Raw genomic sequence first — 19,622 nt, 5'->3', positions numbered from 1 at the left:
GGTAGGGACGCCCGCCGAGCCCACCGGCGAGCGTCCCTACCAGCCCACCGCCGAGGCCGCCCCCGCCCAGCCCCGCCAGTCGGTGCAGTAGGGCCGCGCGACGGCCGACCATCCGGGCGATAAAAAAGGGCCGCGTCCCGGAGGACGCGGCCCTGATCGTCTGAACCGGCGCGAAGCCTATTCGATGTCCTCGTTCAGCAGACCGACCTTGAAGAAGCCGTTCTCCTGGAGGTTGTTCATGACTTCCATGAATTGGTTGTACGACACCTCGGGCTGGGCCCGGACGAAGATGCGCTCTTCCTTGCAGGCCGGGAAACCGCCGCCCAGCGAGGTGCAGGCGTCGGCGGCCAGCGTCTCGAGCGAGGTCTGGCGGTCGGCGAGGAAGATCGAGCCCGACTCCTGGATGGTGATGTAGACCGGTTCCTTGGGGGTGTCGTTCGGATCCGGCGGGGTGGCCGGCGGCAGGTCGAGGCGGATCGACACGGTGGCCAGCGGCGCGGCGACCATGAAGATGATCAGCAGCACCAGCATGATGTCCACGAACGGCGTGACGTTGATGTCCGCGTTCTGCTCGATCGTGTGGGCCTTGCCGCCGCCCGGTCCCGAAAGTTTGGCGCCCATGCGCGTGATCTCCGTCAGGCCCGGCGCGTGGTGCGGCGAGCGTCGCTGAAAGCTTCGGTCCGTCTCTTGGCGTCCCGGAACCGCCTTGTAAAGCGGCTTCGGTCCTCCCGGGGTTCCGGAAGCGCATGTCGCTTCCGATTACGCCCGGCAGGCGAACCGGCCTCAGCCCCTCGCGAGCTTGAGGAAACGGTCCTTGAGCGCCCCGTCGGACTTGAAGACGCCAGTGAAACGGGTGGTGATGGTCGAAACGTGGCGATGATGGACGCCGCGCGTGGTCATGCACTGGTGCTCGGCGTCGATCAGGATGGCCACGCCCTGCGGCTGCAGGTTCGATTCGATGGCCTCGGCGATCTGGTTGGTCAGCACTTCCTGGGTCTGCAGGCGGCGGGCGTAGATCTCGACCACGCGGGCCAGCTTGGAGATGCCCACGACCTTCTCGTTCGGGATGTAGGCCACATAGGCCTTGCCCAGGAACGGGGCCATGTGGTGCTCGCAGTGGCTCTCGACCTCGATGTCGCGCAGCAGCACCATGTCGTCGTAGCCCTGCACGTCCTCGAAGGTGCGGCTCAGCTCCTTCGCCGCGTCGGCCTCGTAGCCGTCGAACCATTCGGCGTAGGCGTCGACCACCCGCTTGGGCGTGTCCCGCAGACCTTCCCGGTCGGGGTTGTCGCCGGCCCACGCCAGCAGGGTGCGGACCGCCTCCAGGGCCTGCTCGCGGCTGGGACGCTGGACCTCGTCAGGATCGCCGACCAGGACCGGCTTCACAGGGGTGACGCTCATTCTGTCTCCGAAGCGGCGAAGTAGCGCCGGGGCGAAGGCCGCCGGAAGGACGCGCGCCGCTCTCCTCAATCTCGGCCGAAACCCTGTCGAGTCTACGGCAAGGCGGCTATATGGGCGATCCCGTCCGTTCCGCAAGAAAACTCAAGGCGCCTGCAGCCCGATGCCGCTGACGATCTACGACACCCTGGAGCGCGAGAAGCGCGTGTTCGAGCCGCGCGATCCGGGGCGGGTGACGCTCTACGTCTGCGGCCCGACCGTCTACGACTACGCCCACATCGGCAACGCCCGCCCGCCGGTGGTGTTCGACGTCCTGGTGCGCCTGCTGCGCCGGACCTACGGCTCCGACCATGTGATCTACGCTCGCAACGTCACCGACGTGGACGACAAGATCAATGCGAAGGCGGCGAAGGAGGGCGTCCCGATCGGCGACGTCACCGCCCGCTACGAAGCCGCCTATCTGGAGGACATGGCGCGGCTCAACGTTTCGCCGCCGGACACCGCGCCTCACGTCACCGATCACATGGACGCCATCGTCGCCCAGATCGCCGCGATCATCGACAACGGATGCGCCTACGCCGCCGAGGGCCACGTCCTGTTCGACGTGTCGGCCTACGAGAGCTACGGCCGCCTGTCCGGCCGCAACCTCGACGACATGATCGCCGGCGCCCGGGTCGAGATCGCGCCCTACAAGAAGAATCCGCACGACTTCGTGCTGTGGAAGCCGTCGAAGCCGGGCGAGCCTTCGTGGCCCTCCCCGTGGGGCGAGGGGCGGCCGGGCTGGCACATCGAGTGCTCGGCGATGATCGAGGCGGAGCTCGGCCTGCCGATCGACATCCACGGCGGCGGCATCGACCTGGTGTTTCCGCACCACGAGAACGAGATCGCCCAGGGCGTCTGCGCCCACGGCCACGCCCACGGACCCGACGCCCACGCGGCCTACAGCCGCTACTGGATGCACAACGGCTTCCTGACCGTGGACGCCGAGAAGATGTCGAAGTCGATCGGCAACGTCCTGTTGTTGCATGATCTGGTCCGCAACATGCCCGGCGAGGTGGTGCGCTGGGCGCTGCTGTCGGCGCACTACCGCCAGCCGCTGGACTGGAACCAGGGACTGCTGGAGCAGAGCCGCAAGTCGCTGGACCGGCTGTACGGGGCGCTGCACCGGGCGGCAGGCGTCGAGGCGTCGACCGACGAACCGCCCGCGGACTTCCTCAAGGCGATCGAGGACGACCTCAACACCCCCGGCGCCATGGCGACCCTGTTCGGCCTCTCCAGCGAGATCGAGCGGGGGATGACGGCGGGGGACCGGATCGCGGTCGCCGAGGCCAAGGGCCGGCTGCTTGCGGCGGGACGTCTGCTGGGCGTTCTGCAGGCGGAGCCGGCGGCCTGGCTGGAGGGCGAGGTGTCGGACGAACTGCGACAGGAGGTCGAGGCCCTCCTGGAGCAGCGCGCCAGCGCCCGCGCCGCGAAGGACTGGCCGGCGGCGGATCGCATCCGGGACCGGCTCAATGCTCTCAATGTCGTGGTGATGGACGGGCCGGAGGGAGCGACCTGGCGGCTGAAAGGCTGAGCCGCTCCCCCGGACGCCTGGTCAGGTGATCCGCTTCGCCGCGACCGGGTCGCTGGCGGGGAAGGTCTCTTCGACGCCTTCGTCGACGAGCGCTTCCTGGCGGCTCTCCGCCTTGCGCTCATCCTCGCACAGCTGGTCGGTCTTGCCTTCTTTCGGCTCGGCCTTGCGGGCGTAGGCGATGTCGTCGGCCGGCGCCTGCTGATGCTCCGGGTTGTGGGGCTTGTTATCGGTCATGTCGGCTCCTCAGCTCGAGGGGTGATCTTCGTCGCCGTCCGGGCCGTAACCCAGATCGTCGATGTCATCGTCGGACAGGCGTTTGGCCTCCCAGTGAGCGGCGCTCGCCTGGGCGCCGCGCACGTCTTCCATGAGGCCGGCGTAGACCAGCTCGACCTCGTCGTGCGTCCGGATCTCGCCGCCGCCTTCGTCGATCTCGGAGATGCGGGGACTGTCGGTGCCGTAAAGGGGGTCGGCCTCGGGCTCGACTCCCGTCGCCGACAGCTCGTCGTCGATATCGGCGTCGGCGCCGTCAGCGTCATCCGCATCTTCCGAGTCAGCGTCGCCTTCGGCCCGGGTGACGTCGAGCACCTCGGGCAGTTCCTCGAAGGTCCTGAACTCGTTGCTCGGCGCGCCGGCGTCGGCCTCGTCGAAGTTGTCCTCGTCGAACACCTCGGAGAAGTCCTGGTCGTCGGGGCCGTTGTCGTCGATCTCGGGCATGGCGAAGCTCCTTCGCCCGATCAACGCCCTGGAGTCAGGCGGTGTTCCGCTGGTTCCGGGCGAACGCCGGTTGCGCGGCCAGCGCCTCAAGCGCCTCCCGCACCCGCGCCAGAGTCGGCTCCCAGGAGTCGAAAGCCTCGCGCCGGAAGAACCGGAGGTGCGGATAGAACGGATAGCGCTCCGTGCCGAGGAAGTGCCAGTCGTCGGGGGCGGCGATCATCCAGGTGTTCGCGCCGACGGCCGCGGCGAGGTTGGTCCCGGCGATGCCCGGGCCGATGACGAGATCAAGCGCCACCGACAGGGCCGCCACGTCCTCCAGGTCGTCCTTGAGGTCGATGGGCGGGGTCCAGATGCTCACGCCGGCGGCCTCCGCGGCCGCCAGATCCTCGCTCACGTCGCCGCACTGCAGGTTGACCATCACCGCTCCCGGGGTGGTCAGGACCGGGGCCCATCGCTCGAAGTTCGAGAAGTAGCGGGCCCGCGAGCCGTTGAGCACCAGACTCTTCCAGTGCAGCCCGACCTTGAGACCCGGGCCCAGCCGCTCCAGCTCCGCCCGCCAGCGCGCCACCCGCTCGGGATCGGCCGGAAGGTAGCCGCCGGCGGCGGGAAACCGCTCGACCGAGGGGCGGAAGGGAGCGAGCAGCGACGCCATCGGAACCCAGGCGTCGACAGGCTCCGGCAGCGCCTCGACGAACGGAACGTAGCGGGTGATGCGGCCGTCGAGCTTGATCGACCGGTGCCCGCCCACCTCCACGGAGGGGAAGGCGCGCTGGAAGAGGCCGACGAGGCGCGGCTCGACGGCGAGGAAGACCTTGCCCTGCGGCCCCACCGCCTCGAGGGCGTCGGCGACGCAGGTTCCGAACACCATCTCGTCCGCGATCCCCTGTTCGCCGACGATCAGCAGCCGCTTTCCGGCCAGGCTCTCCGGACGCTGGTCCCAGCGCGGCGCGTCCACCGCCACCCGCATCGCGTCCGGGAGGTGGGGGTCCAGCCGGATCTCGTAGGCCTCGAAGCCTTCCGGGATGCGGCCCAGGGTCATCAGCAGCATGGCGCGCGCCATGTTCATCATCGCCCGCTCGTAGGGGCTCTCGGCTCCCGGAAGGGCCGCCTCGAGGTCCTCCAGGGCGCCGGCCGCGTCGCCCATGGGCTGGCGGGCGTTGGCCCGGTTGTAGCGGGCCTTGGCCAGCTTCGGGTCGAGGCGCAGGGCTTCCTGGTAGAAGGTGAGGGCGGTCGCCATGTCGCCCTGGTCGCTGAGCACGGTGCCGAGGGTGTTCCACAGCACCGCCGATTCCGGCTCGAGCGCCAGCAGGGCGCGCAGGGTCTCGACCGCGTCGCCGTAACGCTTCTGGTCGCGCTGGACGCAGGCCAGGTTGTTGGTCGCCTCGATGTGACCCGGGTGGGCGGCGAGGTATTTGAGCAGCAGCTTCTCGGCGATCTCGAGGTAGCCCAGCTGCTGCGCCAGCCGGCCGAGGTCCTGGGCCACGTCGGTCTCGTTCGGCAGCAGCTTCAGCGCCGCCTCATAGGCGTGCAGCGCCTGGCCGAAGGCCCCCGACTTTTCGCGGCAGATCGCCAGCACGTGCCAGGCGAGGCCGCTGGTCTCGTCGAGCTGCAGGGCCTCGATGGCGCGCCGCGAGCCGGCGGCGTAGTCGCCGGTGCGCACGGCCGCCAAAGCGGCCTTCAGCCTGTCGATAACCTTCTGGCGGGTGCGCGCGCTCCTTGTTCCGGCCAGCTGCCGCGACAGGCGGCGCAGGGCCTCGGGCGAGGCGGCGTCCCCGGCTGCGCCCTGGGCCGTGGGCGCCGGGGCGTGGACCAGTTCGGGGGCGAGCTCGGGGGCGGACATGGCGCGACTCCTGCGGTGGCGCGACCAGCTTCGCCGGACGGGTCACAAGACATGGTTAACCACGTCTGTTTATTCTGCGTTGGTCCCCGGCTTCCTAACCTCCGGACCGGGCGCGAGGGGAATCCGCCGAGATGCCGTTGAAGCTGTCGCTCAAGCCGGGCGAGAAATTCGTGCTGAACGGGGCCGTCGTCCAGAACGGCGACCGGCGCGGCGTGCTCATCCTGCAGAACAAGGCGAGCGTGCTGCGGGAGAAGGACATCCTGCAGCCCGAGGACGTCAATACGCCGGCGAAGCGCATCTACTTCCCGGTGATGATGATGTACCTCGACGAGAGCGCGGCGCCGAAGCTCTACGACGAGTTCGCCATGCGCCTGACAGAGTTCATGGGGGCCACCCGCAACCCGGCCGTTCTGGCCGACTGCGTGGCGGCGTCCCGGTACGTGATGGGCCGCGAGTACTACAAGGCGTTGATGGCGGCCCGGAAACTGGTCGATTACGAGGAAGGTCTGGCGAATGTCGCTTCAGGCGTACAAGGCGGCGGCCACCCGGGCTGAGAACCCGCGTGAAATGGAGTACCGGCTGTTCGGGCAGGTGACCCGGGCGCTGATGCACGCCGCCACGGTGGATCCCAAGGACATCGCCACCCGCATCGACGCGCTGGACTGGAACCGGCGCCTGTGGTCGACGCTGGCCACCGACTGCGCCAATCCCGACAACGCCATGGACCAGGCGCTGCGGGCGCAGATCATCTCGATCAGCCTGTTCGTCGGCCGCCATTCGTCGGCGGTGATGCGCGGCGAGGAGGACTTCGAGCCCCTCATCGACATCAACCGGATGATCATGCAGGGCCTGGCCGGCCCCGGCGCGCCGGCCCAGGCCGCCTGACCCGGCAGGCCCGGCAATTCTGACCCGGCGACGGCGGCGATTGCCGCCGCCCGACGGCCGGGGGTCGAGCCCTGGCCCCTGTAAAGCCTCGACTTTTCCGCTTCCGTGGACGGGCATGGTTCTTGCGCCAGGGCGTGTGAACCAGAACCGGTTCGACGGCCAGAAGGCCGTTAGCCACCCGACCAGAATGGAAGGAACAGCCGATGGTCATGTCGGTCAACACCAACGTGGGCGCGCAGATCGCGCTCCAGAACCTGAACGCGACCAACGCCCAGTTGGCGACGACGCAGAGCCGGATCAACACCGGGAAATCTGTGGCGAACGCCAAGGACAACGGGGCCATCTGGGCGATCGCCCAGGGCCAACGAGCCGAGATCGGGGCGCTGACCGCGGTGAAACAGTCTCTCGATCGCGGCGTCGCCGCGGTCGATGTGGCGCTGGCGGCGGGCGAGACGGTCTCCGACCTCTTGCTCCAGATGAAGGAGAAGGCTCTCGCGGCGACCGACGCGTCGCTAAAGACCGCGGCCCGGGCCGCCCTGAACGAGGATTTCGTCGCCCTGCGCGACCAGATCGCCTCGGTCACCGCCAACGCCGAATTCAACGGGATCAACCTGCTGGAGACGGGCGCGACGGGGTTCCAGGCGCTGGCCAATGCGCAAGGCTCGTCGACGCTCACCGTCGGCGCCGAGGTCATGGCTCTGGGCAGCACGAACGTCTCGGTCGCGGCGACGCAGACGATCGACACCCTGACGGACGCGACGAACGCCCTGGCGGACGTCACGGCCTCCATCGACACGGTCTCGGGCGCGCTCGCGCGGCTGGGCACCAAGTCGAAGGCGCTCTCGACCCACATCACCTTCGTCGGCAAGCTGACGGATGCGCTGGAGGCGGGAGTGGGGAACCTCGTCGACGCCGATCTGGCGAAGGAAAGCGCCAAGCTCCAGGCCCTGCAGACAAAGCAGCAGCTGGGGGTTCAGGCGCTGGGAATCGCCAACCAGACTCCGCAGCTGGTCCTGTCGCTGTTCCGCGGCTGATTCACGTCAGGCTCTCGCAGGCGCCGGGGAGGGAGACCTCTCCGGCGTCTCGCGTCTCAGCCCAGGCCGAACATCTGGTACACGGCGACGAAGGCGCGGCTGACGATCTCCCAGGCCAGCCAGATGAACAGCGCCACTCCGGTCACGCCGACCCAGCCGATCAGCACCACCAGGCCGTCGCGCTGCATCAGGCCGAAGCCGAAGGTGGAGATGATCAGGGCCGGCACCAGATTGCCGCCCCAGATCGGCAGGATGAGAATGCAGGCGAGGGCGACGGTGGCCAGGCCGATCAGCACCTCGGAGACCTCGCTGGTCATCGCGTGCAGCCGCGGCCGGGACAGGCGCTCGACCATGCGCACGCGCGGCAGGACCTTCTCGACCCCCTCGCGGTAGGCCTTGCGCTCGATCCAGCGCTTCAGCGCCCAGCGCGGCAGCCACAGCTGGTCCTGGCGGGTGGCGAGCTGCAGCCCCATCAGCAGCAGCGGCGCCCCCAGGATGGTGGTGGTGCCGGGGATGATCCCGATGGCGATGTTGAGCAGGCCGAAGAACAGCATCAGGGCCCCGAAGCCCCGCTCGCCGAAGGCGTCGACCAGCTCGCCCAGGTAGAGCTTGCGATCGTCCTTGCGGCCGATGTCCTCGATCACCTGCGAGAACGGCCGTGTGTCGCTCTGGTAGTCGTAGTCGGGCATCGGGCGACGGCTCGGCTGGACGGTTGTATCGGCGATCTATGCACGTCGGGGCGCAAGCGCCACTTAACAAACATCCACATGCGGCGCCGCCGGCCGAGGGGGGCGGCGGTCAGGCGTCGGACTTGTGCTCCGGCTTGTCCTTGCGACTGGTGCTGGCCATCTTCTCCAGCTCCTTCTCGCTCATCGATTCGGCCATCGACTTCGACGGTCCCTGGAGCTTCGACTTCGGCGTGTCGCCACGCTTGGCCGACAGGGCGGCGCCGGCGGCCTTCTGCTGGGCGGCGGATTTGGCGGGCATGACGGTCTCCTTCCGCTTCCGGAACCGCGACGCCCGCCTGCCGGTTCCTAGCTCCCCAGCAACTCCCGCCCGATCAGGAAGCGCCGGATCTCGTTGGTGCCGGCGCCGATGTCGTAGAGCTTGGCGTCGCGGACCAGACGCTCGACCGGCCATTCCTTCGTATAGCCGGCGCCGCCGAGGGCCTGCACCGCCTCAAGGCTGACCTTCACCGCGTTCTCGGAGGCCAGCAGGATGGCGCCGGCGGCGTCATAGCGGGTGGTCAGGCCGGCGTCGCACGCGCGGGCGACGGCGTAGACGTAGGCGCGGGCCGAGTTCAGGGCCACGTACATGTCGGCGATCTTGCCCTGCATCAGCTGGAACGACCCGATCGCCTTGCCGAACTGCTTGCGCTCGCGGACGTAGGGCAGGACGACGTCCAGCGCCGCCTGCATGATGCCCAGCGGGCCGGCCGAGAGGACCGCGCGTTCGTAGTCGAGGCCGGACATGAGCACGGCCGCGCCGCGGCCCTCGCCGCCCATGATGTTCTCCTCCGGGACCTCGCAGTCCTCGAACACCAGCTCGGCGGTGTCCGAACCGCGCATGCCCATCTTGTCCAGCTTCTTCGAGACGCTGAAGCCCTTCATGCCCTTCTCGATCAGGAAGGCGGTGACGCCGCTGTTGCCGTCGCCGGTGCGGGCGTAGACCACGAGGGTGTCGGCGTGGGGCGCGTTGGTGATCCAGAACTTGGTCCCGTTCAGGACGTAGCGGTCGCCCTTCTTCTCGGCCCGGGTGCGCATGGACATGACGTCCGACCCCGACCCGGCCTCGGACATGGCCAGCGACCCGACGTGCTCGCCCGAGATCAGCTTCGGCAGATAGCGCTGCTTCTGCTCCTCCGTGCCCCAACGCCGGATCTGGTTGACGCACAGGTTGGAGTGCGCGCCGTAGCTGAGGCCGATCGAGGCCGAGGCGCGGGACACCTCCTCCATGGCCACCACGTGCTCGAGGTAGCCGAGGCCGAGGCCGCCCCATTCCTCCTCGACGGTGATTCCGTGCAGGCCGAGCTCGCCCATCTCGGGCCACAGCTCGCGCCGGAACTCGTTCTTCTCGTCGATCTCGGCCGCCAGCGGCGCGAGCCGGTCGGCGGCCCAGCGGGCGGTCGTTTCGCGGATCATGTCGGCGGTGTCGCCGAGGCCGAATTCCATCGACTGGGGGGCGTTGGGAATGCTCATGAGGCCGGGCGTAGCACCGCCGGCGCGCCGGGCAAAGTCAGTCGCGCCGCCCCCAGCGACGATAGAGGTTCCACGCGGACACGCCGACGCAGGTCAGGCCGATCAGCGCCAGCACCCAGCCGATGAGGGTGAAGTCGCCGATGAAGGAATCGTCGGTCATCGCCTTGCGGAAGGCGGCGGCCGAGAAGGCGCAGGCCGCCAGGCCGATGGCGCCCATGATCATGAAGGCGCCGGTCTCGCCCCAGTCGAAGCGACGCGTCGACGGGACCCCGGCTTCGTGCCGCAGGACGGGAGCGGAGGGCGGCTCGTCGAAGAGCTCCCCCGCTTCCGGATCGGCCGGAGCGGCGTCAGGCCACGGCTCGCGACCCGGGTGCACGGCTTCCGCCTCGGCGGGCGGCGTCAGGACCAGCGGCTCCCCGAACGTCGGGACGATCGGGGCGCTGTCCTCGGCAGCCGGGAACGGGGCAGGCGGCGGCGCAGCCTCTCCCGCGGCGGGGGGCCAGGCAGGGAAGGGCTCCGGCGTTTCCGCAGTCCCGGAGTCCGGAGGCGCGCTCTCCGGGGCGGGGCTCTCCGAAGCGGGGGCCTCCGCGACGGACGGTTCCGCGGCCGGCGGACCCGGATCGGCAGGCGGCCCCGGCGGCGGCGCTGCGGACGGAAAGCCCGGCAGCGGACCGGGGGCGACGCCGGCGTAGGGGGAGAACCACTGGTGCACCAGCGTCGGGCGCGGCGGCAGGAAGGCCCGTTCCTGAGGCGCCCAGGCGGGGGCGGTCGCCCCGGCCTGCGGCGCAGGCGCGGCGTCTGGCGCTTCGGCCGCCGGCGTTCCCTCGTCGGCGGCGTCTTCAGCCGGCCCGGAGCCGGCCGGCGCAGGGATCTCCGGCGGAGGCAGGGGCGCGGCCAGCAGGTCGGCGAGGTGTACCGGCGACTGCGGATCGGCGAAGAACAGGGCGCGCTCGGCCGCGCGGCGGCGCAGGGCGTTGTCCGCCGACGGCGGCTCCGGCCAGCCGATCAGGGCGTCCGCGGCCTCACCGGCGCGGCCCGAATTGAGACGCTGCAGCACGTCCGAGGCGAGAAAGCGCTCGACGCCGACAGAGATGGCGAAGCTGGCGAGGGCGTCGAACTGGTGCTGGTTCAGCGGCGTCTCGACCCGCTCGTTCAGCGCCTTGACCACCGGCAGGAGGTCGTACTGCAGGAGGAGCTCGGCGTCCTGTTCGCCCACGGTCAGCCCCTCGCGGGCCGAAGCGGTGTGGCCGTAGCCGATCACCCAGCGGCCGTCGTCGCCCCTCGCCGCGCGCGGCCGGAAGCCTTCGAAGCTCTTGATGAGGATCATCCCTTCGCGGGAGACCTTCAGACGTGGCCTGGCGGGTTCGGACACCGGATTGATCCAAATCGAGACGGGAGACGCTCGCTTGAGACGGGAGCAGCAAGCTCCGCGCCTACAGGAGCACGATCGTCGCCAGTCCGAGGAAGATCAGGAAACCGAAGAAATCGGTCGTCGCTGTGACAAAGACCGCCGAGGACACCGCCGGGTCGAACTTGAGGCGGGAGAGGGTGAGCGGCGTGAGCACGCCCACGGTGGCGGCCACCAGCAGGTTGAGCACCATGGCGGCGGCGATGACCAGGCCGATGCGCCAGTCCTCGTCCCGGAACCAGAAGGCGGTCGCCAGACCGATGAGCGGCGCCAGCACCAGCCCGTTGGCCATCCCCACCAGCAGTTCGCGCCAGAAGGTGCGGGGGGCGTTGGAGCTGTTCAGTTCGCGGGTGGCGAGGGCCCGCACGGTCACCGTCAGGGCCTGGGTGCCGGCGTTGCCGCCGATGGCCGAGACGATCGGCATCAGGATCGCCAGGGCCACGATCTGCTGGATGGTGTACTCGAACCAGCCGATCACGCTGGCCCCCAGCACCGCCGTGGCGAGATTGATCGCCAGCCACGGCACTCGACCCCGGACGATTTCCGGCACCGAGGAGCCGCGGTCCTCGTCCGAAACGCCGGCGAGACGGAGGATGTCCTCGCGGTTCTCCTCCTGGATGATGTTGACGATGTCGTCGACGGTGATCTGGCCCACCAGCCGGCCGGCCGAGTCGATGACCGGGGCCGAGATCAGGTGGTACTTCTCGAAGATGTAGGCGACTTCTTCCTGGTCCTGGTCGACGGCGATCTCGTTGACCGGCTCCATGATCTCGCTGAGCGGCGTGGCCCGCGGGGTCCGCAGCAGGCGGCTGATCGGCACCCCGCCCACCGGACGGTTCAGCGGATCGACGACATAGATGTCGAAGAACAGTTCGGGCAGATCCTCGCCCTGGGCGCGCACGTGATCGATGGTGTCGCCGACGTTCCAGAACTGCGGCGCGGCCATGACCTCGCGCTGCATCAGGCGGCCGGCCGAGTCCTCGGCATAGCCCAGCGAACTCTCGATGGCGGCCCGGTCGACCTCGGGCATGGCCGCCAGCACCTTCTCGCGCTGGTCCGCCTCAAGGTCCTCGACCACGGCGGCGGCGTCGTCGGAGTCGAGCTCCTGCAGCGCCTCCGCCAGCGTCAGGTGCGGGACGCGCTCCAGCACCTCCTCGCGGATGCCGTCGTCGAGCTCGGGCAGGGTCTCGGCCAGCAGGTCGGGCGGCAGCCACAGGGTGACCACCGCGCGGTGCTCCGCGGTCAGGAAGCCCATCAGGTCGGCCACGTCGGCGGGGTGCAGGTCCTCGAGCAGGGCGCGCAGCCTCAGGCCGTCGCCGTCGTCAGCGGCGTCGACGACCTTCTCCACGAAGCCCGCCGTCAGGACATAGTCCTCGTCCAGCGCCACGTGTTCGATGTCGGCCTCGTCGGGCGGCAGGGGGGCGGATGCGGTGGTGCTCACGCGTCGACCTCCCTGCATGTCAGATCAGCATTATGCCGATGAGTCGCCCTTCAAAGTATCGATGGTGCGGTCGAGAAGACTCGAACTTCCACGGGTTGCCCCACAGCGACCTCAACGCTGCGCGTCTACCAATTCCGCCACGACCGCTCGCATCGGAGGGGGGCTGATAGCGGAGGTCGCGACGGAAGGAAAGGGGGCTGTCGAGGGAGTAGGTAGTAGGTCTCAGGAATTAGGGGAGGACAGGTCGACCGGCCTTTTCTGAACCTTGACGATCAGCGCTCGCAGCATGCGGCCGAGCTCGTCCGTGCTGGCGAGAAGGGCGCCGGTGGATTGGGGCGGCGCCACGCCGACGCGCTCCGCCAGAAGGAGGTGGGTCTCGAGTTCCTTCAGCGAACCTTGGGCGATCCGCAGGAAGTGTGCGAACGTGGATCGATTGGTCCGACCGTGTCCTTCGGCAATATTGGCGGCGATGGAAGCGGCGGCGCGGCGACTTTGGGAGGTGAGTCCGAAGAGCTCGTCTTTCGGATAGAGCCGGCTGAGTTCGTAGGTGGCGGCGGCGATATCCATGGCCCGTTGCCAGACAAGGAGATCGCGGTAGCTCTGAACGCCCGACATTCTGCTCTCCGCGCAGTACGGTCCGGGTTTGTGACTACTTCCTACTTCCTACTTCCTACTTCCTGCCGCCTCCCCCTACGCCGCCCCCGCCATGAAGTCGTAGACGTCCGCCGGCCGCGTCACCGTGATGGCTATGCGGTCGTCGCGGATCTCGATGGCGCCGCGGGCGACGGGGTGGTTGTTGGCGAGGATCCAGACCTCGTCGTGCTCCGACGCGTCGAGCGGGATCACGGCGCCGCGGCCCATGCGGAGAAGCTGGGCCATAGGCAGCACGGAACGCCCCAGCACGACCGAGATCTCCACGTCGACGGCTTCGATCTGGCTCATGGGGGTACTCGACGCTGACTGGACTTGGGCGGGCTGGTCTTGCATGGCGCTCCCGGCCCCCACATTGGAGCGTCATGGTTTCTCCAACCTTAAGCGAAGCGCCGCTGCACAAACTGGTCCGCGCGGACGGTCGCGCCGCCGGCTGGGCCGTGTCGACCGACCGTGTCCCGTATCCCGCCGCCGTGCGGGCGATGGAGCGGCGGGCCGCCGACATCGTGTCCGGCAAGGCCGGCGAGCTCGTCTGGCTGCTGGAGCACCCGCCGCTCTACACGGCCGGAGTGTCGTCCCGGGACGAGGACCTTCTGGATCCCGGCCGCTTCCCGGTCCACCGCACCGGACGCGGCGGCCAGTTCACCTATCACGGCCCGGGCCAGAGGGTGGCCTATGTGATGCTGGACCTGAGCCACCGCGGGCGCGACGTGCGCGCCTTCGTGCGGGGGCTCGAGCAGTGGATCATCGGCGCCCTCGGCGAGTTCGGCGTGCCCGCCGGCGCGAGGGAGGGCCGCGTCGGGGTCTGGGTGGAGCGGAAGGGGGCCGGCTGGAGCCGCGAGGACAAGATCGCCGCCATCGGGGTCAAGGTTCGCCGCTGGGTCAGCTTCCACGGCGTCAGCCTCAACGTGGAGCCGGACCTGTCGCATTTCGCCGGCATCGTCCCGTGCGGCATCCAGGAGCACGGCGTCACCAGCCTGGTGGATCTGGGCGTGCCGGCGACCATGGACGAGGCCGACGCAGCCCTGAAGACCAGCTTCCGGCGCGTGTTCGGCGCGGTGCACGAGGCGGATCCGCCCGTCTGAGCTCAGGCTTCGGGCGACTCCCGGGCGTCGAGGCCGGCCGCATGGCGGCGACGCATGATGTCCGACCAGTGGTCGGCCAGCACGAGCAGGGCCTGCCGCCGCGCCGGATCCTCCTCCGGCACGGCGTCGCGGATCAGCCCGGACAGCTCACTCCGGATGTCGTCGACGGACTTGCTCATGAAGAGACAAGTCGCTGAGGAAAGGGCGGTTTCACCGGAGCCGCAGAATTCCTCCAGCGCGCCTCAGGTCCCGGGCCTGTGGGCGCGCCGTTGCTGTTCCAGACGTTCGAGCACGTCGGCGATCAGCTGCTCGGTGGTGAAGCCGGTGACGTCGCGGCCGCGGTCCCCCGGGCCGGCGCGGGCGACCAGCCGCCACTCGTGGGTGCGCCGCGGCTCCGGGGCCTCCAGAGCGGTGAAGGCGGGCAGCGGTCGGGCGACGGCCGCGATGCGGTAGGCGAAGGGCAGGCCGCCGGCCGGCGCGGACAGGCTGACGCCGTCCGCATCCCGTTCCACCGTCGCGTCGGGCACCCCTTCCGCTTCCAGTCCGCGCCGGACGGCCTCCAGCGCGGGCCCCGCGTGCTGCTCGATCTGGCGGTCGACGTCGCGCCGGCGCGCCGGCGCCAGAATTCGCTTGAGCCGCTCGCCCAGGGGCGGAACGGGCTTGCCCAGGGGCACGCCCTGCCGATCGGCGTTCATCTGCCGCACGAGGCCGAAGGCCAGCAGGATCATGATGGCGGTGAAGGGCAGGGCGGAGACGAGGGTGGCGGCCTGCAACGCGCCCAGGCCGCCGGCCAGCAGCAGGAGGGCCGCGGCGAGGCCCTCGATCGAGCACCAGTAGACCCGCTGCCAGCGCGGCGTCTCGTCCGCTCCGCCCGAGGCGATGGTGTCGATGACCAGGGAGCCCGAGTCGGCGGAGGTGACGAAGAACACCGCCACCAGCAGCACGGCGATCGTCGAGGTGATCGCCGTCCCGGGCAGGTACTCGAAGAAGCGGAAGATGGCCGTCGAAAGGTCGGCGCTGACCGCCGCCGAGATCGCGCCCTGCGCCCCGCCCATGTCGAGGGCGATGGCGGTGTTGCCGAACACGGTCATCCACAGGAAGGTGAAGCCGGCGGGGACCAGCAGGACGCCCAGGATGAACTCGCGCACCGTCCGCCCGCGTGAGATGCGGGCGATGAACATGCCGACGAAAGGCGACCACGCGATCCACCAGGCCCAGTAGAACAGGGTCCAGTTGGCCATCCAGCCGCGGGGTTCGTAGGCGTACTGGTTGAAAGTCCGGACGAAGAACTCGTCCAGGTACAGGCCGAGGTTCTGGAACACCGCCTTCAGCAGGAAGCCGGTCGGGCCGACCGCCAGCACGAAAACCATCAGCAGCACCGCCAGCACGAGGTTCAGTTCCGACAGTCGGCGGACCCCGCGGTCGAGCCCGGTGAGCACCGAAATCATCGCGGCGCCCATCACCAGGGCGATCAGGCCGACCTGCACCCCGGCGCCGACCGGCAGGCCGACGAGGTAGTTGAGGCCGCTGTTGATCTGCGCCACCCCGAAGCCGAGGGAGGTGGCGATGCCGAAGACCGTCCCCCAGATGGCGAAGATGTCGACCGCGTCGCCGAGGGGCCCGTGGATGCGCCGCCCGAGCAGCGGGAAAAGGCCCGAGCGCAGGGTCAGCGGGAGGCCCTTGCGCCAGGCGAAATAGGCGAGGCTCAGGCCGACCAGGGCGTAGATCGCCCAGGCGTGGACCCCGTAGTGGAAGAAGGTGATGACCATCGCCTCGCGGGCGGCGTCGAAGGTGCGCGGCTCGACGTCGGGCGGGGCGATGTAGTGCTGCACCGGTTCGGCGACGGCGAAATACATCAGGCCGATGCCCATCCCGGCGGCGAAGAGCATGGCGATCCATGACAGCCACGGGAAGTCGGGTTCGGCGTCGTCTGCGCCCAGCCGCAGACGTCCCGTGGGCGCAAGGGCGAGGCCGATGACCGTCAGCAGGAAGCCCGCGACGGCGGCGATGTAGAACCAGCCGAAGGCGCCGATCACCCAGGCCTGGGCCGCCTGGAATATCCGGTCAGACGAGGCGGGGGCGGCCACGGCGGCGGCGAGCAGCCCGCCTATGATCAGGCTGGCTCCCCAGAAGACGCGCGGGTTCATGCGGGACTTGAGCATGGAAGGGGAAGCGTAGCCGCGGCCGCAGGGTTCCGGCGGGCGGCCCGGGGGAGGCTGCGGTCAATCGAACGTGTTGCGCCAGCGCTTGTGCTCGGGCGGGGCGAGGCGGGCGCGGATCTCGAGCCCGTCGGGGCCAAAATCCCGCTCCAGCGACCCGCCGAGTTCATTGCGCACCAGCCGGTCCACGAGGCGGGTGCCGAAGCCCTTGCGCTCGGGCGGCCGGGCCGGCGGCCCGCCCTGTTCCCGCCACAGGAAGTCGATTTCGCCGGCTTCCGGGATCAGCGTCCAGCTGAGCAGGATCTTTCCGCCGGGGACCGAGAGGGCGCCGTACTTCAGGCTGTTGGTGACCAGCTCGTGCAGGCACATGCACAGGGCCAGCGCCGCATGGGGCGGCAACATCACCGACGGACCGGAGGCGGCGATGCCTCCCGCCGCCGGTTCGCCGCAGCGGTCCACCACCGACCGGATGTCCACCGGCTCCCAGGAGGTCTGGGTCAGGAGATCGTGCGCGCCTGCGAGGGCTCCCAGGCGGTGGTCGAACTTCGACGGGGCGTCGGCGTCGCCGTGGCGGAAGGTCTGCACCGCGATGCCCTGCACCGTCGCCAGGGTGTTCTTCACCCGGTGGTTCAGCTCGTTGATCATCAGCTGCTGCCGGGAGGCCCGGCTGCGCAGCTCGGCGGAGGCGGCGCTGAGCGCGGCCTGCACGCGGCCGATGTTGTCGATCCGGCTGGTGCGGATGGCCACGAATTCGCCGTGACCGAGGCGCTCCGCGTCATCCTCCAGCGCCCGCAGCTCGCGGATCAGACCGTTGCCGAAGCCGCGCGCGAGGCCGGCGCCGAGCAGAAGGAGGGCGGCGGCGACGAGCCCGAAGGCGATCCCGTTGCGCCACACCGGCTGCAGGAAGGCCTCTCGCGGGATGACCACCAGGGTGGTCCAGCCGGTCAGGTCCGACCGGGTGTAGGCGACCACGGTCGGCTCGCCGTCGAGGGACCGGCTGGCGGTGACGCCTTCCGCGCTCCGCGACATCGCCGCTCTCATGTTCGGGGTTGCGCTGGCGCCCTGCCAGCGGACGTGGTTCCGGCTTCGCGCAACGATGTGATAGCGGCGGTCGACCAGCGTGGTGAAGGCGGCGCTGGGTACAGGCAGTTCGGAAGGCGTCGGGAGCAGTCCCACCGGATCGATCACAAGCGAAACCACCCGATCCTCCGGACTGTCGGGCACGGCGTGCTCAACCGCGACGACTTTCCGGCCTGTGCTGGAGCCGGTGAACAGGTCGCTGATCACGGGGTCCGGCGACTGCAGCGCCGCCTGTATGCTGGCCGGGCGGGGCAGCCGGACGACGGGGTCCGCCGGCACCGCCGGGTTGGTGTTCAGCAGCCGCCGGCCCGCACGATCGGTGATCACCACCCAGGCCGTGTCGCCGAGTTCGAGTCGGTCCACGCGCTCCCGCGTGGCCGTCCAGTCTCCGGCGAGGACGGGGATCGAGGTGGCGATGGCGCTCGCGGCGGTGGCGTACTTCGCCATGCGCAGATCGACCGTCTTCGAGGCGGACCGGGCGATGGCGAGGAGTTCCGCCTCCTGCGAGCGCCGCATCTCCTGCACGTTCCACGCGACGAGGCCGCCGATCGCCAGGGTGGCCGGCAGCACGATGCAGAGCGCGAACAGCACGAGGATCGAACGCACCGATCTCGGGTTGCCGCCGTTCGCCATGCCCGCCCCTGACTCCGCGCCCCTAAGCGCGCCACTACGGCGCCGGTTCCCGTTCCGAGCGAGTCGCGTCCCGCTGCCATGACACCCAACGGGGTTACGGGTTCGGGCGCAAGGCCTTGAATCCACAACAGGCCCGGTTCATGCAGGTCGGCGGAGGGACCCATGCAGCACGAACAGACCGCCGATCTGCCCTACCTGCGCAAGGTGGTCGGCGCCTCGATGGCCGGGACGGTGGTCGAGTGGTACGAATTCTTCCTCTACGGCACCGCCGCGACCCTGGTGTTCGGGCAGCTGTTCTTCCCCCAGACCGGCAACGAGCTGGACGGCGTCATCGCCGCCTTCGCAACCTATGCGGTGGGCTTCATCGCCCGGCCGCTGGGCGGGGTGGTGTTCGGGCACATCGGCGACAGGGTGGGGCGCAAGTCGCTGCTGCAGTTCTCGCTGCTGCTGATCGGCGCCTCGACCTTCCTGATGGGCTGCCTGCCCAGCTTCGCCTCGATCGGCTACCTCGCGCCCATCCTGCTGGTGACGCTTCGCTTCATCCAGGGCTTCGCGCTGGGCGGGGAGTGGGGCGGGGCGGTGCTGCTGGTCACCGAGCACAGCCCGAACCGCAGCCGCGCCTTCTGGGGCAGCTTCCCGCAGGCGGCGGTGCCGGTGGGCAACCTGCTGGCCACGGTGGTCATGCTGGCCCTGTCGGCCCTGCTGAGCGAGGCCGATTTCCTCGCCTGGGGCTGGCGCATCGGCTTCTGGCTGTCGGTCGTGATCATCGCCATCGGCTACTACATCCGCACCCAGGTGACGGATTCGCCGATCTTCGTGAAGGCGCGGGAGGAGGCCGAGCAGCGGGCGGCGGCGGGCTACGGCCTTACCGAGGTGTTCCGGCGCGAGCCGCGCGGGGTGTTCACCGCCATGGGCCTGAGGTTCGGCGAGAACATCCTCTACTACATGGTGGTCACCTTCTCGATCACCTACCTGCACCACCGCGACGTCGACACCACCCGCATCCTGGCGCTGCTCTTCCTCGCCCACATCCTGCACGTGGTGGTGATCCCCGTTGTCGGACGGGCGGCGGACCGGATCGGCCGGCGGCCGGTGTACCTGGCCGGGGCGGCGCTGACGCTGGTCTGGCCCTTCGTGGCCTTCCCCATGTTCGACACCGGCGCCACGGCGATGATCCTCGGCGCCATCATGCTGGGGCTGGCGGTGCACGGCCTGATGTACGCCGCCCAGCCGGCCATCATGACCGAGATGTTCCCGACCCGGATGCGCTACTCCGGCGTGTCGCTGGGCTACCAGGTCACCGCCATCGTGGCCGGCTCCTGGGCCCCCCTGATCGGCACGGCGCTGCTGCGCGAGTACGACTCCTGGGTTCCGATCGCCTGGTACATCCTCGCGGCGGGGGCGGTGAGCCTGGTCGCGGCGCTGGTGATGCGCGAGAGCCGGGGCGCCTCGCTGGCCGCGATCGACGCCGCCGACCTGCAGCGCCTGGAGGCCGGCCGGGGCTGATCCTCCGGCCGGCCCGG

At 69.7% G+C, this 19,622-nt stretch carries 21 protein-coding genes and 1 tRNA gene; 6 read left to right on the top strand and 16 right to left on the bottom strand.

Features of this window, described 5'->3' with window-relative positions:
• Window positions 1-177 precede the first annotated feature (177 nt).
• Entirely contained in the window at window positions 178-621 is a 444-nt protein-coding gene (locus H2038_RS12600; protein WP_292113808.1) for a biopolymer transporter ExbD, read from the bottom strand.
• Between the two features lie 162 nt (window positions 622-783).
• The gene (gene folE, locus H2038_RS12595) at window positions 784-1,401 is read right to left on the bottom strand and encodes a GTP cyclohydrolase I FolE (protein ID WP_292113806.1); all 618 of its coding nucleotides are present in this window, start codon (window positions 1,399-1,401) and stop codon (window positions 784-786) included.
• Between the two features lie 160 nt (window positions 1,402-1,561).
• On the opposite strand from folE, the gene cysS reads away from it, so the two are divergent.
• Window positions 1,562-2,971: a cysteine--tRNA ligase gene (cysS, locus tag H2038_RS12590; RefSeq protein WP_292113804.1), complete on the top strand. Its 1,410-nt coding sequence runs from the start codon at window positions 1,562-1,564 to the stop codon at window positions 2,969-2,971.
• A gap of 21 nt (window positions 2,972-2,992) precedes the next feature.
• On the opposite strand, the gene H2038_RS12585 is transcribed toward cysS, so the two are convergent.
• The 3 genes from H2038_RS12585 to H2038_RS12575 are packed head-to-tail and all read right to left on the bottom strand — an operon-like array spanning window position 2,993 to window position 5,525.
• Complete coding sequence (locus H2038_RS12585) at window positions 2,993-3,205, bottom strand: hypothetical protein (protein ID WP_292113802.1); 213 nt, start codon at window positions 3,203-3,205, stop codon at window positions 2,993-2,995.
• Between the two features lie 9 nt (window positions 3,206-3,214).
• Complete coding sequence (locus tag H2038_RS12580) at window positions 3,215-3,685, bottom strand: hypothetical protein (protein ID WP_292113798.1); 471 nt, start codon at window positions 3,683-3,685, stop codon at window positions 3,215-3,217.
• A 34-nt stretch (window positions 3,686-3,719) separates the two neighbouring features.
• Window positions 3,720-5,525, bottom strand: coding sequence for a tetratricopeptide repeat protein (locus tag H2038_RS12575; RefSeq protein ID WP_292113795.1), 1,806 nt, complete (start codon window positions 5,523-5,525; stop codon window positions 3,720-3,722).
• A gap of 131 nt (window positions 5,526-5,656) precedes the next feature.
• Here H2038_RS12575 and flbT point away from each other — a divergent pair, with 131 nt between their 5' ends.
• From flbT to H2038_RS12560, 3 genes are all read left to right on the top strand, one after another.
• Complete coding sequence (flbT, locus tag H2038_RS12570; protein ID WP_292113793.1) at window positions 5,657-6,079, top strand: flagellar biosynthesis repressor FlbT; 423 nt, start codon at window positions 5,657-5,659, stop codon at window positions 6,077-6,079.
• The gene (gene flaF / locus H2038_RS12565) at window positions 6,039-6,410 is read left to right on the top strand and encodes a flagellar biosynthesis regulator FlaF (RefSeq protein ID WP_292113790.1); all 372 of its coding nucleotides are present in this window, start codon (window positions 6,039-6,041) and stop codon (window positions 6,408-6,410) included. Before flbT ends, flaF begins: the two co-directional genes overlap by 41 nt.
• Before the next feature lie 203 nt (window positions 6,411-6,613).
• Window positions 6,614-7,444 (top strand): flagellin, encoded by an 831-nt coding sequence (locus tag H2038_RS12560; protein ID WP_292113788.1) that lies wholly within the window; start codon window positions 6,614-6,616, stop codon window positions 7,442-7,444.
• 56 nt (window positions 7,445-7,500) lie between these two features.
• Here H2038_RS12560 and H2038_RS12555 read toward each other — a convergent pair whose 3' ends face one another.
• From H2038_RS12555 to H2038_RS12520, 8 genes are all read right to left on the bottom strand, one after another.
• Window positions 7,501-8,133: an exopolysaccharide biosynthesis protein gene (locus tag H2038_RS12555; protein ID WP_292113786.1), complete on the bottom strand. Its 633-nt coding sequence runs from the start codon at window positions 8,131-8,133 to the stop codon at window positions 7,501-7,503.
• Window positions 8,134-8,242: 109 nt separating this feature from the next.
• A complete protein-coding gene (locus H2038_RS12550; protein ID WP_292113783.1) occupies window positions 8,243-8,431 on the bottom strand; it encodes a DUF3008 family protein in 189 nt (62 codons plus the stop codon).
• Between the two features lie 47 nt (window positions 8,432-8,478).
• Entirely contained in the window at window positions 8,479-9,642 is a 1,164-nt protein-coding gene (locus tag H2038_RS12545) for an isovaleryl-CoA dehydrogenase (protein WP_292113781.1), read from the bottom strand.
• Between the two features lie 37 nt (window positions 9,643-9,679).
• Window positions 9,680-10,969: a lysozyme gene (locus tag H2038_RS12540; RefSeq protein WP_292113778.1), complete on the bottom strand. Its 1,290-nt coding sequence runs from the start codon at window positions 10,967-10,969 to the stop codon at window positions 9,680-9,682.
• Between the two features lie 106 nt (window positions 10,970-11,075).
• A complete protein-coding gene (gene mgtE, locus H2038_RS12535; protein ID WP_292113776.1) occupies window positions 11,076-12,491 on the bottom strand; it encodes a magnesium transporter in 1,416 nt (471 codons plus the stop codon).
• Window positions 12,492-12,553: 62 nt separating this feature from the next.
• Window positions 12,554-12,638, bottom strand: a tRNA-Leu gene (locus H2038_RS12530).
• 75 nt (window positions 12,639-12,713) lie between these two features.
• The gene (locus tag H2038_RS12525; protein ID WP_292113774.1) at window positions 12,714-13,106 is read right to left on the bottom strand and encodes a four helix bundle protein; all 393 of its coding nucleotides are present in this window, start codon (window positions 13,104-13,106) and stop codon (window positions 12,714-12,716) included.
• A 75-nt stretch (window positions 13,107-13,181) separates the two neighbouring features.
• Window positions 13,182-13,478 carry a FliM/FliN family flagellar motor switch protein gene (locus H2038_RS12520; protein ID WP_292113772.1) on the bottom strand — a complete coding sequence of 99 codons (297 nt, stop codon included), beginning with the start codon at window positions 13,476-13,478 and terminating at the stop codon, window positions 13,182-13,184.
• Window positions 13,479-13,507: 29 nt separating this feature from the next.
• Here H2038_RS12520 and lipB point away from each other — a divergent pair, with 29 nt between their 5' ends.
• Window positions 13,508-14,227 carry a lipoyl(octanoyl) transferase LipB gene (gene lipB, locus H2038_RS12515; RefSeq protein WP_292113770.1) on the top strand — a complete coding sequence of 240 codons (720 nt, stop codon included), beginning with the start codon at window positions 13,508-13,510 and terminating at the stop codon, window positions 14,225-14,227.
• Window positions 14,228-14,229: 2 nt separating this feature from the next.
• On the opposite strand, the gene H2038_RS12510 is transcribed toward lipB, so the two are convergent.
• The 3 genes from H2038_RS12510 to H2038_RS12500 all read right to left on the bottom strand — a co-directional run bounded on the left by H2038_RS12510 (window position 14,230) and on the right by H2038_RS12500 (window position 18,099).
• Window positions 14,230-14,406 carry a hypothetical protein gene (locus H2038_RS12510; protein WP_292113768.1) on the bottom strand — a complete coding sequence of 59 codons (177 nt, stop codon included), beginning with the start codon at window positions 14,404-14,406 and terminating at the stop codon, window positions 14,230-14,232.
• 63 nt (window positions 14,407-14,469) lie between these two features.
• Window positions 14,470-16,389, bottom strand: a complete 1,920-nt coding sequence (locus H2038_RS12505) for a BCCT family transporter (protein ID WP_292113766.1) — start codon at window positions 16,387-16,389, stop codon at window positions 14,470-14,472.
• 60 nt (window positions 16,390-16,449) lie between these two features.
• Window positions 16,450-18,099 (bottom strand): HWE histidine kinase domain-containing protein, encoded by a 1,650-nt coding sequence (locus H2038_RS12500; protein WP_292113764.1) that lies wholly within the window; start codon window positions 18,097-18,099, stop codon window positions 16,450-16,452.
• A gap of 162 nt (window positions 18,100-18,261) precedes the next feature.
• On the opposite strand from H2038_RS12500, the gene H2038_RS12495 reads away from it, so the two are divergent.
• Complete coding sequence (locus tag H2038_RS12495) at window positions 18,262-19,605, top strand: MFS transporter (protein WP_292113762.1); 1,344 nt, start codon at window positions 18,262-18,264, stop codon at window positions 19,603-19,605.
• Window positions 19,606-19,622 lie beyond the last annotated feature (17 nt).

Origin of the sequence: Brevundimonas sp. (assembly GCF_013912005.1) — a bacterium.
GTDB lineage: Bacteria > Pseudomonadota > Alphaproteobacteria > Caulobacterales > Caulobacteraceae > Brevundimonas.
The sequence above is the reverse complement of the archived record's forward strand: the minus strand, read 5'-3'. Positions and strand labels throughout refer to the sequence as shown.